This window comes from Streptomyces purpureus, assembly GCF_014648195.1.
Classification (GTDB): domain Bacteria; phylum Actinomycetota; class Actinomycetes; order Streptomycetales; family Streptomycetaceae; genus Streptomyces; species Streptomyces purpureus.
In genome coordinates, this window is sequence record NZ_BMQQ01000035.1 from 18,824 (window position 1) to 34,421 (window position 15,598).

Consider the following 15,598-nt stretch of genomic DNA (forward strand, 5'->3'; position numbering starts at 1 on the left):
GACGAAGGGCCGGCCGCGGAACTTCAAGCGCAGCCACATCCCGGTGACGATCCGGGTCGGGGAGCCCGTGGAGGCGCCCACCGACCAGTACGCGGGTGCGATCACCCGGCGGCTGCGCGAGCGCGTCCAGGAGCTCCTGGAGGCCGCCCAGCGCGCCTATCCCGTACGCCCCAAGGACGCGGACGACACCTGGTGGGTGCCCGCGCACCTCGGGGGTACGGCTCCGGAGCCGGCGCAGGTGCGCGACTGAGACCGGGCGATCCGGTCGGGCGGCAGGGGTCCGCTCAGGCGGTGAGGGTGCGGACGGCGAGCTCCGCGCCCGGGCTGAGCTTCTGGAGCGATTCGGCGAGCTCGGCGCCCGCCTCCTCCAGCTCGGCGAGGGTCATCGGCGCGAGGCTCTCCAGGAGGAAGATCGCATTGACCGAGCTCTCCTCCAGCCGGGTGCGCGGGCCCTGGCGCCAGTTCCAGCGGCGGCAGGTGACGCCCTCGTCGTCGCACCACACGATTTCGCCCGCGTCGGGGTGTTCCACGCTCTCCTCGCCGCCGGCGACGGTGACGAAGGGCTCGGTGCCGGTGGCCCGTACGAGCCGCATCCCGCCGCGGATCCGGTCGAGGTCCTCGCCGCCGACGGGGATGAGATGGGCCACGCTGATCGCGTTGTAGGCGTCGACGAGGCGGTTGATGCGGGGCAGGCCGCCGTCGGCGAGGGCGCGCTTGGCGAGCGCCTCGGCGGAGTTACGGGTCCGGGACGGCTTGGCGCCGAAGGCCGTGTAGGCGGCGCGCCAGGCCGCCATGTGCGCGTCCTCGTGCGGCGCGCGGCCGCCCAGGCGGTCGGCGAGGCGGCGGGCCGCGTCGTCGAGGAGGGCCGAACTGGCCTCGTCACTGGGCCCGTTGACCAGGCCGTGGGCCTCGATGGCGAGCGCGGTGAAGTCGGGCACGAGGGTGCGTACCGCGTCGTCCACGGTGAGCTGCAGGGTCATGATCCGCCGTTCGGATGTCCGTCGTCGATGGTCGGTCGTCAGAGTTCGGTGGGAAGCGTCTTCCACAGGTACGGGCGGTCCGGGGCGGCCTTCAGGGCAGCCAGGACCACCGGGTGCGGTTCAGCATAGAGTACCGGATAGTCCACTTCATTGGACTCCGGGCGGACGGGGAAGGCCAGCCGTTCACGGTCGAGGGAGAACTGGGCGTCGATGCCGGGCCTGTTCCCCCGCGGGTCCTGCCGCACCCAGGCCTCCTCGCCGGGCAGCTTGAGGGCGATCAGCCCATGGACGACCGGATTGCCGCCGTCGTCGTCGGCCAGGCGCTGGTAGCAGAGACCCGCGGGAATCGACGCCGCGCGCAACAGCGCGACCAGGGCGATCGACTTGGCGTAGCAGATGCCGGTGCCAAGCCGCAGCACGTCCGAGGCGCGCCAGGTGACGCGGAGGTCTCCGGAGTCCTGCGAGTGCGGGATGGCGTCCCGTACGAACTCGAAGGCCGCCTTGGCGTATGAGTATGCGTCGGAGTGCTCCGCGCGCAGCCGCGCGGCCGTCTCCCGTACGACGGGGTGATGATGGTCGACCGCCTCGTCCGCCGCGAGGTAGCCGGAGAGTTCCGGGGCGCTCTGGATGAGTTCCATACGCCGGGACCCTACGAAGACGGCCGACCGGAAGTCAATCAACTTCCGGTCGGCCGTATATCTATACACGCTGTGACGGTGCCTGAGGTCAGGTCGTCAGCGGGTCATCTCTTCCTTCAGCGCCTGAAGGAAGGCGTCCACGTCGTCCTCGGTGGTGTCGAACGAGCACATCCACCGCACGTCACCGGCGGCCTCGTCCCAGAAGTAGAAGCGGAACCGCTTCTGCAGCCGCACGCTCACGTCGTGGGGCAGCCGCGCGAAGACCGCGTTGGCCTGGACCGGATAGAGGATCTCCACCCCGTCCACCCCGCGCACACCGTCGGCGAGCCGCTGCGCCATGGCGTTGGCGTGGCGGGCGTTGCGCAGCCACAGGTCCTTGGTGAGCAGGGCCTCCAACTGCACGGAGACGAACCGCATCTTGGAGGCGAGCTGCATCGACAGCTTGCGCAGATGCTTCATGTGGCTGACGGCGTCCGGGTTGAGGACCACCACGGCCTCGCCGAACATCATGCCGTTCTTGGTACCGCCGTACGAGATGACGTCGACGCCCACCGCGTTGGTGAACGCCCGCATCGGCACGTTCAGCGAGGCGGCGGCGTTGGCTATCCGCGCGCCGTCGAGGTGGACCTTCATGTTGCGCGCGTGGGCGTGCTCCACGATGGCCCGGATCTCGTCCGGCGTGTAGACCGTGCCCAGTTCGGTGTTCTGGGCGAGGGAGACGACCTGCGGCATGGCCCGGTGCTCGTCCTCCCAGCCCCACGCCTGCCGGTCGATGAGCTCGGGGGTCAGCTTGCCGTCCGGGGTCGGGACGGTGAGCAGCTTGAGGCCGCCCATCCGCTCCGGGGCACCGCCCTCGTCCACGTTGATGTGCGCGGTCTCGGCGCAGATCACCGCACCCCACCGGTCGGTGAGGGCCTGGAGCGCGGTGACGTTGGCGCCGGTGCCGTTGAACACCGGGAAGGCCTCGGCGGAAGAGCCGAAGTGGCTGTGCATGACCCGCTGGAGGTGCTCGGTGTACGCGTCCTCGCCATAGGCGACCTGATGGCCGTCGTTGGCCAGGGCGACGGCGGCCAGCACCTCCGGGTGTACGCCGGCGTAGTTGTCGCTGGCGAACCCGCGTACGGACGGATCGTGGTGCCGGCGCGCGTCGGTCTTGGTGGGGATCACGGCTTGGGGGTCAGCCACAGGCGCTGTCCATTCACTTCCCGTGCGGGCCGGTCCCAGACACCGGCGATGGCCTCGGCCAGTTCCTTGACGTCCGTGAAGCCCGCGAACTTCGCATTGGGGCGCTCGGCGCGCATGGCGTCGTGCACCAGTGCCTTGATCACCAGGATGGCAGCCGCGGCCTTGGGGCCTTCCTCGCCCCCCGCCTTGCGGAAGTCGTCGCCGAGGGCGAGCGTCCACGCCTCGGCGGCGGCCTTGGCGGCGGCGTAGGCGGCGTTGCCGGCGGTGGGCTGCGAGGCGCCGGCGGCGCTGATCAGCACGTACCGGCCGCGGTCGCTGCGCAGCAGCGCGTCGTGGAAGGCGAGCGACGTCGACTGCACCGTGCGGATCAGGAGCTTCTCGAGCAGCTCCCAGTCGGCGAGGTCGGTCTCGGCGAAGGTGGCGCTGCCGCGCCAGCCGCCAACGAGGTGGACCAGGCCGTCGATACGCCCGAACTCCTTCTCGGTCTTGTCGGCCCACTCACGGGCCGCGCCGAGGTCGAAAAGGTCGACGGTGTCGCCGGTGACGGTGGCGCCGCCGTGGGCGTAGCGGGCGGCGTCGACCGCCTCGGCGAGGCGGGCGGCGTCCGCGTCGGAGGCGACCACGGTGGCTCCCGCCTCGGCCAGCCGCAGCAGCGCGGCACGGCCCGCGGGGCCCGCCGCGCCGGCCACCGCGATCACGGCACCGTCGAGCGGTCCGCCGTTTCCGTTGCCGTTCATGGTCCCCTCCTCCACGTTCTCGGTGCGAATGCTCACGCGGCGGCCCGCTCGGCGTTCGCGGCAGTGATCCCCTTGGCCGAGGCGATGACGCCCTTCAGTTTCTTGGCGAGTGCCTCATAGAACATGCTGAGGGGAAACTCGTCCGGAAGCACGTCGTCCACGAGCTTGCGCGGCGGCTGCGACAGGTCCAGGGCGTCCGGGCCCTTGGCCCAGCGGGATCCCGGGTGCGGGGCGAGGTAGGTGGAGACGAGCTCGTACGCCTTGAACCAGTGGACGAGCTTGGGGCGGTCGATGCCCGCCCGGTACAGCTCCTCGATCTCGGCGCAGAGCTGGTTGGTGACCTCGGGGGCGCGCTGCCAGTCGATCTTCAGCTTGTTGTCGGTCCAGCGCACCACGTCGTGCTTGTGCAGGTACGCGAAGAGCAGCTGACCGCCGAGACCGTCGTAGTTGCGGTTGCGGTCGCCGGAGACCGGGAAGCGGAACATCCGGTCGAACAGGACGGCGTACTGCACGTCACGGCCGTGGGCATTGCCCTCGGCGTCCAGCTTCACGGCCTCCTTGAAGGCGGTGAGGTCGCAGCGGAGCTCCTCCAGGCCGTACATCCAGAACGGCTGGCGCTGCTTGATCATGAACGGGTCGAAGGGCAGGTCGCCGTGGCTGTGGGTGCGGTCGTGGACCATGTCCCAGAGCACGAAGGCCTTCTCGCAGCGCTCCTGGTCCTCGACCATGGCGGCGATGTCCTCGGGCAGCTCGAGACCCAGGATGTCGACGGCGGCCTCGGTGACCTTGCGGAAGCGGGCGGCCTCACGGTCGCAGAAGATGCCGCCCCAGGTGAAGCGCTCGGGGGCCTCGCGCACGGCGATGGTCTCCGGGAAGAGCACGGCGGAGTGGGTGTCGTACCCCGCGGTGAAGTCCTCGAAGGTGATGCCGCAGAAGAGCGGGTTGTCGTAGCGGGTGGCCTCCAGCTCGGCGAGCCACTCCGGCCAGACCATGCGCAGCACGACCGCTTCGAAGTTGCGGTCGGGGTTGCCGTTCTGGGTGTACATCGGGAAGACGACCAGGTGCTGCAGTCCGTCCACGCGGTCGGCCGCGGGGTGGAAGGCGAGCAGGGAGTCCAGGAAGTCCGGCACGGCGAATCCGCCGTCCACCCAGCCGCGCAGGTCGGCGACGAGGGCGCGGTGGTAGGCGGCGTCGTGCGGGAGCAGCGGGGAGAGCTGCTCGATCGCGTCGGTCATGCGGCCGACGGCGTTCTCGACGAGCGCGCGGGACGGCGCGCCCTCGGCGTCGAAGTCGATCGAGCCGTCCTTGGACTGCCAGGGACGGATCTCCTCCACCGCGTTCTTGAGCTCGGGCCAGGCAGGGTGGTCCACCACCCTGGCGGCGGCTATGTCCGCACCCACCATGTCCTGCACAAGAATTTCCGTCATGCCTCTTCCTTCACAGGAGAACCTCGCGTCAAGACACCGTATCCGTGCGAGGTTCTCCCCCACAAGGGGAGGGGGAAGAAATTATCCTGCCTGACCCCCATGGTCACCGCTGTTTTTCCTGTCGGGATGGGTGCGGGCAAGCGCATCCCCTGCTATCGGGCCGTCCCCCGGCTAGCCGCCTCCTGCGAAGCCGTCTCCCGCGAGGCCGTCTCCCGCGAAGCCGTCTCCCGGAAGTAGGGGATGACCTTCTCGCCCCACTGCCGCAGGGTCTCCATGCAGGCCGCCTGAGGGACGGTGCCCATCTGGACCAGGCACATGATCTCGTCGGCGCCCGCGTCCCTGAGCCGCTTCACATGGGCGATGGCGTCCTCGGCCGTGCCATAGGCGTGGTCGGCGTTGAAGGTGGCGGTGGCGTTCGGCCGGACGGGGATGTCGTGCTCGTGCAGCCGCGCCACCACCTGCTCGGCTGCCTTACGCATCTCGGCCGCCTCGTCGGCGCCCTCCACCACCGCCTCGTCGGGGACGCCCGTACCGCCGTACCAGTGCCCGATGGCCTGGGCGAAGAAGCGCTGCCCCCGCGTCCCGATCCGGCGCGCCTCGGCCCCGTCGTCCAGGACGATCGTGGGGCAGAGCACGGAGAAGTGGTCGTTGACCGCTGTGGAGACGAAGCTGTCGCCGCTGCGCGCGGCGCGCGCGGCGTCGTACGCCGCCCGCATCTGCCCGACGGCCTCCGGCCCGGCGAAGCCCATGACGAGCGCGCCGATGCCGAGCTCGGCGGCCCGGGTGAGGGTCTCGGCGCGGCTGCAGGCCAGGAAGAGGGGTGGGTGCGGGGTCTGCCTGGGGCGGGGCAGGACCGGATGCGGACCGATCCTGAGCAGCTCGCCCTCGTACTCCAGCTCGTCCTTCTGCCAGGCCTGTCCGATGATCCGCAGCGCCTCCTCCACCTCCTGGGTCGTACGGTCGCGGTCTACCCCGCACAGCGAGGTCTCCTGCTCCGTGCCGCCCCGGCCGGCCCCGAGGTCCAGGCGGCCGCCGGAGAGCAGGTCGAGCATGGCCGCGCGTTCGGCGACCCGCACGGGGTGGTTGAAGTTGAACGGCATGCAGACGACACCATGACCGATCCGTATGGTGGTCGTCCGTGCCGCCACCCAGGTCAGGAAGATCTCGGGGGCGGACATGTGCGCGTACCACTTGAGGGCGTGGTGTTCGACCGCCCAGATCCGGTCGAAGCCCATCTCCTCGGCGAAGACTGCCTGCTCGACGCAGTCGCGCAGCAGCTGGTGCTCACGCTCCACGGTCGGGTCGGCGAGCTGCGCCTCGAAGATCATGGAGAACTTCACGGAACCTCCAGGGGGTTGCGTCCGTGCGGTTGCCCTTACTTCAATCAGCCATATGACTAATCGTCAGGTCTCGAAGAAGCAAGAGCAGCGGACGGAACAGACCGAAGGACCTGAGCTGCCGCCCACCGCGTGGGCCGTGCTCGGCCTGCTGTCGTTCCCCGGCGAGCGCACCGGATACGACCTGAAGAAGTGGGCGGACGCCTCCCTCCGCTTCTTCTACTGGTCGCCCGCCATCAGCCAGATCTACGCCGAGCTGCGCCGCCTGGAGGCGGCCGGCTACGCCACGTCCCGGCGCTCCGGTCCCGAGGAGCCCCGGACCAAGCGCCGGTACGCCATTACGGAGGCGGGCCGGGCCGCCCTCGCCGCCTGGGCCGGCACCGACGGCGGCCCGGTCGTGCTCAAGCATCCGCTGCTGCTGCGCGTCTGGCTCGGGCACCTGGCCGCGCCCGAGCGGCTGCGGACCCTCGTCGAGGAGCACATCGCCCACACCCGAGCGGAGCTTGCCGCGGTCCGCGAGGCGCTGGCGCACGCCGAGGACGTCGACGCGTGGGCCCATCCGCGGGTGGCGCTGCGCTGGAGCGAACGGCAACATCACGCCGAACTCGAGCTGGCCGAGGCGATGCTGGAGGACCTCCGGGAGCTGGCGCGTCAAGGCGGGGACGACGCGCCCACCCAGGGGTGAAGCTGCCGCGCCCGGTCTCCCGGCAGGGCTCGCGGGAGGCGAACGGATGCTTCCGTTCGCCCGCGCGTGACCGGATACATCGCCGATGCGGGCCATTAGGCTGCGGCCGTGCCGCGTGGGGCACCAGCGCCGACGGAACCGACGCGCCCCTCATGGGACCCGAGCCGAAGTATCGACGGGAAGCGAGAAGATCTTGAGTTTCCTCACCATCGGTCATCGCGGAGTCATGGGTGTCGAACCGGAGAACACCCTGCGTTCCTTCGTCCGGGCGGAACAGGCCGGCATGGACGCCATCGAACTCGATCTGCATCTGAGCAAGGACGGCGCCCTCGTCGTCATGCACGACGCGGACGTGGACCGCACCACCGACGGATCCGGACCGATCGCCGAGCGGACCCTGGCCGAGCTGCGTGAGCTGGACGCCGGTCAGGGCGAGCGCATTCCGGTGTTCGAAGAGGTCCTGGACGCGGTGAAGTCACCGCTCCAGGCCGAGATCAAGGACGAGGCGGCGGCCCGCGCGCTCGCCGAGGTGATGCACCGGCGCGACCTGGTCGGGCGGGTCGAGGTGTCGTCGTTCCACGACGAGGCCGTCGCCGAGATCTCCCGGCTGGTGCCGGGGGTACGCACCGTGCTGATCGCCAGCCACTGGGAGAGCGACATCGTGGACCGGGCCAAGGCGGTCGGGGCGGGCGCCCTCGCCCTGAACATCCGCCGGCTGACCCTGGAGACCGTGGAGCGGGCCCACGGCGCCGGTCTGCGGGTCATCGGCTGGGTGGTGAACACCCAGGACCATCTGCGCCTGGTCCGCGCCCTGCAGCTGGACGGCGCGACGACCGACTTCCCGGAGATCCGCCGCACCGGCCGTTTCACGGCCTAGCCCGTGCCGGATCCGGCACCTCGGGCTCCACGAGCTCCGGGGAATCCGAAGGCTCCGCTGGCTCCGCTCAGGGGCCGAGTTCCTTCACCAGCAGCTCGAACTGCAGGTCGTCGCGGAGCGGGACGCCGAACCGCTCGTCGCCGTACGGGAAGGGCGTCATCCTTCCCGTACGGCGGTAGCCCCGCCGCTCGTACCAAGCGATCAGCTCCTCGCGGACCGAGATCACGGTCATGTGCATCTCGCGCACGCCCCAGCCCTCGCGGACCTGACGCTCCGCCTCGGCCATGATCTGGCGCCCCAGACCGGCGCCCTGGGTGCCGGGCCGGACGGCGAACATACCGAAGTAGGCGGCCTCGCCACGGCGTTCCAGCTGGCAGCAGCCGATCAGCTCGCCGTCGCACTCCACCACGAGCAGGCGCGAGCCGGGGGCTGTGACGACCTGGCGCACGGCGTCCGCGTCGGTGCGCCGGCCGTCGAGGATGTCCGCCTCGGTGGTCCAGCCGGAACGGCTGGAGTCGCCGCGGTAGGCGGACTCGACGAGGGACACCAGAGCGGGCACATCGGCCTCGACGGCGTCCCGGTAGCTGAGCTGTCCGGCACTCCGGAGTGCGGCGGTGTCCATGGTCTTCCAGTCTCCCCTCACGGCGGTGTCGCTGCCCCAGAGCGTAACGGGACAGGCGCGCTCCCTCTGCACACCTCCTCGTACATCTGTGCGCTCGCGTGCGACCGTCGTGCCCAGGGCATTCCTCAGGAGACCGTCTGTCACCGTCGAAGGGGGAGGTGGCCCGTGCACGGACCGTCGATGGCGGGCTGGCTGCTGGTGGTGCTGTGCGCGGCGGCCGGGACGTACTGCCTGCTGCGCCGCCACGGCTGCGCGGGTGAGGACCGCAGGGCGGCGGGTGGTGAGGCGCTGATGGCGTTCGGTATGGCGGTGATGGCGCTGCCGGCCGCCGTGGTGGCCCAGCCCCAGTGGGCCTGGCTGGTGTACGCGGTGGTGTTCGGCGCCGCGGCCGTGCGGGCGCTGTGGGCCGTGCGGCCGTGGGCGGGGCGCCACCTGCCGCACCATCTGCACCATTTGATGGGGTCGCTGGCGATGGTGTACATGGCCGTGGCGATGACGGGGACCTGGTCCGGGGCGGGGGGCGCGCACGTGGGGCACTCGGTGGCCTCCGGCGCGTCGGGCATACCCCTGCTGACGGGCGTGCTGCTGCTCTACTACTCGGGGTACGTCCTGCGAACCGGGTCCCGGCTGGTGCCCGTGGCCGCGCACCCGGGTGGAGCCCTCGCGTGGAGCGTCCGTCCGGAGCTGGCGCTGGCCTGCCGGCTCTCGATGGGGATGGCCATGCTGGCGATGCTGTTCACGCTCTGAGGCCCCACCGGACGCGGGCCGTCCGGGGCGGCGAGGGCCGTGGCGTACGTCACTTGGCGCGCGAGGCCATACCCGGGAGTACGAGCGCACTCATAGGCTGGCGCCATGTTGGTCTCCCTCGCGCTGCTCGCGCTCGGCGCCCTGACCGCCGTCGTGGGTCCACGGCTTCTGCCCCGGGCCGACTGGGTGGAGCGAGAGCCCGTGGTGGCGCTGTGGGTGTGGCAGTGCGTGGTGGGCGCGGTGCTGCTGAGCTTCGCGCTGTCGATGACCTTCAGCGCGGCCGCGGCCTGGCAGGCCGTACGGGGCCACGTGTTCGCGCCCGCGCCCCGGGGCGTCGTCGAGGCGTACGCACTGGGCACCCATCAGCCGTGGTCGGCCGCGCTCGCCGTGGTGCTGGCCGGGGGCGGGCTGTGGACGGGCGCCATGCTCACCCGCGAGATCCGCCGCGCGGCGGCCCGGCGCCGCCTGCGCCGCGGTGAACTGCTCGTACGTGCCCCGCTGTTGCCTGGCGAGGAGCCGGGCGAGGAACCGCTGGTGGTGCTGGAGGGCGAGCGGCCGGATGCCTGGTGGATGCCGGGAGCTGCTCCTCAACTGGTCGTCACCACCGCCGCGTTGCGGCGGCTGAAAGGCCGTCAGCTCGATGCGGTGCTCGCCCATGAGCAGGGGCACGCGCGCGCCCGGCACGACTGGCTGCTGCACTGTTCGGCGGCGCTGGCGGACGGTTTTCCGGGGGTACCGGTGTTCGCCGCGTTCCGTGCGGAGATGCACCGGCTCGTCGAGCTGGCCGCCGACGACGTGGCGTCGCGGCGGTTCGGGCGGCTCACGATCGCGCTGGCGCTGGTCGAACTCAACGAGCACCGGGGCGTGTTCGGGCCCTGTCCGACTCCCGACTCCGAGCTGCCGCGGCGCGTGAACCGGCTGCTCACGGCGGCGCCCCGGCTCACCGCGGGCCGGCGCCTGCGGCTCACGGCGGCGGCCGCGCTGGTGCCCGTGGTGCCGCTTCTGGTGGCATTCGTGCCCGGGCTCAGCGCGCTGGGATAGCTCCGCTGACCGGCTTCGGGGAAGATCGCCCCATGCGCTCCTCCACTCCCGGCGCCCCGCCCACCCTGCTGTCCGCCCGGACCTGGGCGCTGTGGACCGGCGCGCTCTCCGCGGTCCTGCTGGTTCTCGTGGCCGTCGACTGGGCGCCCCTGATCTCGGTCGACCGGAAGGTGGCCCACAGGCTGCACCGCGACGCGGTGGCCGAGCCCGGGCTCACCGAGGCGAACCAGGTGCTGAGCGACTGGGTGTGGGACCCCTGGACGATGCGGGCCCTGATCGCCGTGGCCGTGGTCGCCCTGTGGTGGCGGGGGCAGCGGCGGCTCGCGCTCTGGGTGGCCGCGACGAGCGTGCTGGCCACCGTCGTCCAGCAGGGGCTGAAGACCGCGCTGGGCCGTGAGCGGCCCCGGTGGCCCGATCCGGTGGACTTCGCGCACTACGCCGCGTACCCCTCGGGCCACGCCATGACCGCCGCCGTCACCTGCGGCCTGCTGCTGTGGCTGCTCGCCCGCCGGTACCCCGGCCCACGGCTGTGGTGGGCCGCCGTAGCGCTCGCCGTGGTGTCCGTGCTCGGGGTCGGACTGACCCGGATCTACCTCGGGGTCCACTGGATCACCGACGTGGTGGGCGGCTGGCTGCTCGGCGCGCTGACGGTGGCCCTCGCTGTCCTCCTCTACGGGAGAGGAGGAGGATGGAGGCAAGGACATGAGGGCAGGCCGAAACCGCCTGTCCTGAGGCGATCCCCCGCGTCGCCCCAGAACAGACGGCCACCCCGCTGACCAGCCACGAAGGGCGTCGCACCGGGACGCGCTGAGTATATTGGCTGGGAGCCAGTCAACGCAGGAGTTAAGCATGTCCCCGCGGAGCGCAGAGGTCAATGAAGAGCTGAGGCGGCGTTCCCGCGAGCGGCTCCTCCAGGCGACCGTGGAGCTGGTCGGCGAGCGAGGCTACGAGGCCACGACCTTGGGAGACATCGCGGACCGGGCGGGTGCCGCCCGCGGACTGATCTCGTACTACTTTCCTGGCAAACGCCAGCTGCTCCAGTCCGCCGTGCACCGGCTGATGCATCTGACGCTGCAGGCGGCGCTGGAGCGCGAGCCGCGCACGGAGGACGGGCGCGAACTGCTGGCCCGGGCGATCGACGCGATCCTGGGGCTCGCCGTCGACCAGCCCGTGCTGATGCGCGCGCACATGGCCGGAATCCTGCAGGCGGAGGGTTTTGTGCAGTGCCCCGAACAGCAGCGGCTGGCCTTTCTGCTGCGGGACACGGTCCGACGGTACGGCTCCGATCAGGTGGACGCGGACTATCCGCTGCTGCGGGCGCTGCTGATGGGCGCGGTCTTCGCGGTGCTGCTGCCCGGTGCGCCGATGCCGCGGGCCCGGCTGCGGGCGGAGCTCTTCCAGCGCTACGGGCTGGGCCTGGAGCTGGGGATGCCGCCGCCGGAGGATGCCCCCGGCGGCGGCACGCCGGTCACCGGCCCGGCGCTGACGCCGGCCCGGCCGCCGGCTCAGTCGTCGTCGTTGTCGAAGTCGTCGAAGTAGTCCGGCTGGGTCTGGACGTTGAGCGCGTCCATCCGGATCCGCTTCGCCGGGTCGGTGCGGCGGTCGTCGAGCCTCAGCACGTCGAAGCCCTTGGCCATGTCGTTCGAGTAGATGTGTCCGTTGTAGTAGTACGCGGACCAGGAGCCGCCGGAGCGGATCACGTCGGTGCTGAGCGGGCCGCGTTCGAAGTAGGCGATCTCCTTGGGCTTGGCGGAGTCGGTGAAGTCCCAGACGGAGACGCCGCCCTGGTACCAGCCCTGGACCATGAGGTCCTTGCCCTTGACCGGGATCAGCGAGCCGTTGTGGGCGACGCAGTTCTCGGTGTCGGCCTGGTGGCGCGGGATCTTGAAGTAGCTGCGGAAGACCAGCTTGCGGTGGTCGCCCTTGCCGACGATGTCGTAGACGCCGTTGGCGCCGCGGTTCGGTCCGACGGCGGCGTTGCAGGTGGCAGCGGAGCCACCGCCGAGCTCGTCGGTGTAGACGACCTTGTTGGCCTTCTGGTTGAAGGTGGCGGAGTGCCAGAACGCGAAGTTCACATTGTCCTGGACCCGGTCGATCACCTTCGGGTTGGCGGGGTCCTTGATGGAGAACAGGATGCCGTCGCCCATACAGGCCCCGGCCGCCAGGTCCTTGGAGGGCAGCACGGTGATGTCGTGGCAGCCGGTCGTCTTCCGTACGCCCGGGTTGGTGGGCGGGCCGGGGTTGCCGCCGCCGTCGGGTCCCTCACCCGGGAAGAGCACCGGGAAGTTCACGACCGCGGCCCGCTGCGGTGCCTTGCGCGGGACCTTGATCACCGAGATGCCGTCGTGCGGTGGCTGACAGTCGGGGAACGCCGCGTCGGGCGAGTAGGAGGACACGTAGATGTAGACGTCGCGGCGCTCGGGCACCAGCGTGTGGGTGTGGGAGCCACAGGCCGTCTCGACCGAGGCGACGTACTTGGGGTTGCGGACGTCGCTGATGTCGAAGATCTTCATGCCCTCCCAGGAGGACTTCTCCGTGGCGGGCTGGGTGGTGCTCGCGCAGGAGTCGTCGCTCCGGGAGGAGTCGGTGGACAGGAAGAGCAGGTTTCCGGAGACCGAGACGTCGTTCTGCGATCCGGGGCACAGGACCTGCGCGACGGTCTTGGGGGCCTTCGGGTTGCTGATGTCGAAGATCCGGAAGCCGTCGTAGTTGCCGGCGAAGGCGTACCGGCCCTGGAAGGCCAGGTCCGAGTTGGTGCCCTGGAGGGCGTCCTTCGGGATGTTCGCGACGTGCGTGATGTTGGCGCTGTGGACGATCTGGTCCACGCCGGGGATCTCGCCGGACCGGATGGCGGCCTTGGCTTCGGCCGCCTGCTCGGACGTCACCGAGCTCTGGGTGGGGGGAGCGTCTCCGGGGTCGGGGATGGCGGCCGCGGGTCCGGCCGTCAGCAGGGTGGCCAGCAGTCCGGCCGCGGCTGTCGCCACACCCAGACGTCTGCGCCGCGTACGCGTGGTTCGCAACGAGGTCACTGCGTCCTCCCTTGTCTCCGTTCGCAGGGGAACGGGTCACGGACCCCGGCAGTATCTTCCTTTGCATGGACATCTCAACAGATGGCAACAGAGACGTCCTGCAAGTTTTTGATCAGTCGTGTCGGAAACAGTGCTAGAAGCTGTCCCGCCCCGCCACCCAGCCGCACCAAGGAGGTCACCGTGCCGAACCGCAGAGCCATGCGCGCCCGCTCGGCCGCCGTCGCCGCGACCGTCGCCGGCGCCCTGTTCACGCTGGTCGCCTGCGAATCGGAGCCCCCGGCCGCGTCCGGCGCCGCCGCGGACGGGGGGCCGGTGGTCGTGGCCCCGGGCAGGCCGGGCGAGCCGGCCCGCACCATCTCACCCGAGGAGGCCGCCCGTTCGGTGGCCGACGACTCACCCAACTCGGCCGACTTCCGCTACGCCCAAATGATGATCACGCACCACGCGCAGGCGCTGACGATGACCGCCCTCGCGCCGGACCGGGCCGCTTCCCCGCAGGTGAAGAAGGTGGCCGCGCGGATCGCCGCCGCCCAGCAGCCGGAGATCGGTGCCATGCGGGGCTGGCTGAAAGCCCACGGCGGCCCTCGGCCCAGCACCGGCCACGACCACCACACCATGCCGGGTATGGCCACCGAGGCGCAGCTGACCCAGCTCCGCGCCGCCCGGGGCACGGCCTTCGACGAACTCTTCCTGAAGCTGATGACGACCCACCACCAGGGTGCGGTGACCATGGCCGCCGAGGCCCTCTCCGAGGGCAACAACGTGCAGATCGAGGAGATGGCCAACGACGTGATCGCCCAGCAGACGGCCGAGATCAACCGGATGCGTTCGCTCTGAGCGCGGCGGTGTGACCGGCGGGGGCCGGCCGCGACATCACCCGCGCGCCTCTCCCGTCCGGGGCGCGGCGGTGCGATGCTGGAAACCCCGGTGGGAAGGAGTACGGCCGTGCTGCGTGTCGCCGTCGTCGGTTCCGGACCCAGCGGGGTCTACGCCGCCCAGTCGCTGGTGGAGCAGACCCTGGTGCCCGATGTCCGGGTGCACGTCCTGGACCGGCTCCCCTGCCCGTACGGCCTGGTGCGGTACGGGGTCGCCCCCGACCACCAGAAGATCAAGTCCCTGCAGAACAATCTGCGCACCGTCCTGGAGCACGAGCGGATCGGCTTCGTCGGCAATGTGGAGATCGGGGCGCACGGCCTCACCCCGCAGCGGCTCCTCGGGCTCTACCACGCGGTGGTCTACTGCGTGGGCGCCGCGCGCGACCGCCGGCTAGGAGTACCGGGCGAGGACCTGCCCGGAAGCGTCTCAGCCACCGACTTCGTCTCCTGGTACAGCGCCCACCCGGACGCAGCGGGCAACGGTTTCGCGCTGGGGGCCCGCTCGGCCGTGGTGATCGGGGTGGGGAACGTGGCGGTGGACGTCACCCGCATCCTGGCGCGCGGGGCGGACGAGTTGCGTCCGACCGATGTGCCGGAGACCGCGCTGACGGCGCTGGCGGGATCCCTGGTGCGAGAGGTGCACATGGTGGGCCGGCGGGGGCCCGGGCAGGCCAAGTTCACCACCAAGGAACTGCGCGAGCTGGGTGCGCTGCCCGGAGCCGATGTGGTCGTGAACCCCGAGGACCTCGCGCTCGATCCGGCGTTCGCCGACCCGTCCGGGCTGCCCGCGGTCAACCGGCGCAACCTGGAGGTCGTGCGGAGCTGGTCCGACCGGCACCCGCGCGGCCTGGACCGCCGGATCACGCTGCGGTTCTTCCTGCGGCCGGCCGAGTTCCTGGAGGCGGACGGCCGGGTGGCCGGGGTGCGGTTCGAGCGGACGGTTCCGGATGGAGCCGGCGGGGTGCGGGGCACGGGTGCGTACGAGGACATCGAGGCCCAGCTGGTGCTGCGGGCGGTCGGGTACCGGGGCGCGCCGCCGGTCGGGCTCCCCTTCGACGAGCGGCGCGGGACGGTGCCGCACAGCGCGGGGCGCGTGCTGCGGGACGGCGCGCCGTCCCTGGGCGAGTACGTGGCCGGCTGGATCAAGCGGGGCCCGACCGGTGTGATCGGCACCAACCGCCCCTGCGCCAAGGAGACGGTCACCTCCCTGCTCTCGGACACCCACGCGCTGGCCCGGCGGACCGTCGAGGAGGACCCGCTCGCGGCGATGAGGGCGCTGGGGCACCATCCGGTCGAGTGGCCGGGCTGGCTGGCCATCGAGGAGGCGGAGGCCGCCCTGGGCCGCTCGCTGGGCCGCCAGACGGTGAAGATCCCGGACTGGGCGGGGCTGCGCGGAGCGGCACTGGGCCCCGGCTGAG

General features: G+C 71.3%; 16 protein-coding genes and 1 pseudogene. 9 read left to right on the forward strand and 8 right to left on the reverse strand.

The window, feature by feature from the left end:
* Positions 1 to 250: pseudogene (locus tag IEZ01_RS35355) on the forward strand (1-acyl-sn-glycerol-3-phosphate acyltransferase); the annotation flags it as partial.
* A gap of 34 nt (positions 251 to 284) precedes the next feature.
* On the opposite strand, the gene IEZ01_RS30335 reads toward IEZ01_RS35355, so the two are convergent.
* The 6 genes from IEZ01_RS30335 to IEZ01_RS30360 form a co-directional block, all read right to left on the reverse strand.
* Positions 285 to 980, reverse strand: a complete 696-nt coding sequence (locus tag IEZ01_RS30335) for a B3/B4 domain-containing protein (protein WP_019884318.1) — start codon at positions 978 to 980, stop codon at positions 285 to 287.
* A gap of 38 nt (positions 981 to 1,018) precedes the next feature.
* Entirely contained in the window at positions 1,019 to 1,618 is a 600-nt protein-coding gene (locus IEZ01_RS30340) for a transglutaminase-like domain-containing protein (protein ID WP_189204914.1), read from the reverse strand.
* Positions 1,619 to 1,714: 96 nt separating this feature from the next.
* On the reverse strand, positions 1,715 to 2,785 hold the full coding sequence (locus tag IEZ01_RS30345; RefSeq protein ID WP_019884320.1) for a threonine aldolase family protein: 1,071 nt from the start codon (positions 2,783 to 2,785) through the stop codon (positions 1,715 to 1,717).
* Positions 2,782 to 3,540, reverse strand: coding sequence for an SDR family NAD(P)-dependent oxidoreductase (locus IEZ01_RS30350; RefSeq protein ID WP_019884321.1), 759 nt, complete (start codon positions 3,538 to 3,540; stop codon positions 2,782 to 2,784). Before IEZ01_RS30350 ends, IEZ01_RS30345 begins: the two co-directional genes overlap by 4 nt.
* A gap of 32 nt (positions 3,541 to 3,572) precedes the next feature.
* Positions 3,573 to 4,967 (reverse strand): DUF6421 family protein, encoded by a 1,395-nt coding sequence (locus IEZ01_RS30355; protein ID WP_052185614.1) that lies wholly within the window; start codon positions 4,965 to 4,967, stop codon positions 3,573 to 3,575.
* A gap of 152 nt (positions 4,968 to 5,119) precedes the next feature.
* Positions 5,120 to 6,307, reverse strand: a complete 1,188-nt coding sequence (locus IEZ01_RS30360; protein ID WP_189204918.1) for an LLM class flavin-dependent oxidoreductase — start codon at positions 6,305 to 6,307, stop codon at positions 5,120 to 5,122.
* Positions 6,308 to 6,359: 52 nt separating this feature from the next.
* Here IEZ01_RS30360 and IEZ01_RS30365 point away from each other — a divergent pair, with 52 nt between their 5' ends.
* Entirely contained in the window at positions 6,360 to 6,989 is a 630-nt protein-coding gene (locus tag IEZ01_RS30365) for a PadR family transcriptional regulator (RefSeq protein WP_106959771.1), read from the forward strand.
* 193 nt (positions 6,990 to 7,182) lie between these two features.
* Positions 7,183 to 7,866 (forward strand): glycerophosphodiester phosphodiesterase, encoded by a 684-nt coding sequence (locus IEZ01_RS30370; RefSeq protein WP_078513231.1) that lies wholly within the window; start codon positions 7,183 to 7,185, stop codon positions 7,864 to 7,866.
* Between the two features lie 67 nt (positions 7,867 to 7,933).
* Here the strand turns inward: IEZ01_RS30370 and IEZ01_RS30375 are convergent, their stop codons facing one another.
* Positions 7,934 to 8,488 (reverse strand): GNAT family N-acetyltransferase, encoded by a 555-nt coding sequence (locus IEZ01_RS30375; protein ID WP_019884331.1) that lies wholly within the window; start codon positions 8,486 to 8,488, stop codon positions 7,934 to 7,936.
* Between the two features lie 165 nt (positions 8,489 to 8,653).
* On the opposite strand from IEZ01_RS30375, the gene IEZ01_RS30380 reads away from it, so the two are divergent.
* The 4 genes from IEZ01_RS30380 to IEZ01_RS30395 all read left to right on the forward strand — a co-directional run bounded on the left by IEZ01_RS30380 (position 8,654) and on the right by IEZ01_RS30395 (position 11,815).
* Complete coding sequence (locus tag IEZ01_RS30380) at positions 8,654 to 9,235, forward strand: DUF5134 domain-containing protein (protein WP_019884332.1); 582 nt, start codon at positions 8,654 to 8,656, stop codon at positions 9,233 to 9,235.
* A 105-nt stretch (positions 9,236 to 9,340) separates the two neighbouring features.
* The gene (locus IEZ01_RS30385; protein WP_189204920.1) at positions 9,341 to 10,276 is read left to right on the forward strand and encodes a M56 family metallopeptidase; all 936 of its coding nucleotides are present in this window, start codon (positions 9,341 to 9,343) and stop codon (positions 10,274 to 10,276) included.
* Between the two features lie 32 nt (positions 10,277 to 10,308).
* Positions 10,309 to 11,052: a phosphatase PAP2 family protein gene (locus IEZ01_RS30390; protein WP_019884335.1), complete on the forward strand. Its 744-nt coding sequence runs from the start codon at positions 10,309 to 10,311 to the stop codon at positions 11,050 to 11,052.
* Positions 11,053 to 11,125: 73 nt separating this feature from the next.
* Positions 11,126 to 11,815, forward strand: a complete 690-nt coding sequence (locus IEZ01_RS30395; protein WP_019884336.1) for a TetR/AcrR family transcriptional regulator — start codon at positions 11,126 to 11,128, stop codon at positions 11,813 to 11,815.
* Here IEZ01_RS30395 and IEZ01_RS30400 read toward each other — a convergent pair.
* On the reverse strand, positions 11,782 to 13,305 hold the full coding sequence (locus tag IEZ01_RS30400) for an LVIVD repeat-containing protein (protein ID WP_189204922.1): 1,524 nt from the start codon (positions 13,303 to 13,305) through the stop codon (positions 11,782 to 11,784). The two genes, IEZ01_RS30395 and IEZ01_RS30400, sit on opposite strands and share 34 nt — an antisense overlap.
* A gap of 198 nt (positions 13,306 to 13,503) precedes the next feature.
* On the opposite strand from IEZ01_RS30400, the gene IEZ01_RS30405 reads away from it, so the two are divergent.
* Together IEZ01_RS30405 and IEZ01_RS30410 are read left to right on the forward strand one after the other, a co-directional pair.
* Positions 13,504 to 14,142: a DUF305 domain-containing protein gene (locus IEZ01_RS30405; protein ID WP_189204934.1), complete on the forward strand. Its 639-nt coding sequence runs from the start codon at positions 13,504 to 13,506 to the stop codon at positions 14,140 to 14,142.
* 108 nt (positions 14,143 to 14,250) lie between these two features.
* Positions 14,251 to 15,597 (forward strand): FAD-dependent oxidoreductase, encoded by a 1,347-nt coding sequence (locus tag IEZ01_RS30410; protein ID WP_189204924.1) that lies wholly within the window; start codon positions 14,251 to 14,253, stop codon positions 15,595 to 15,597.
* Position 15,598 lies beyond the last annotated feature (1 nt).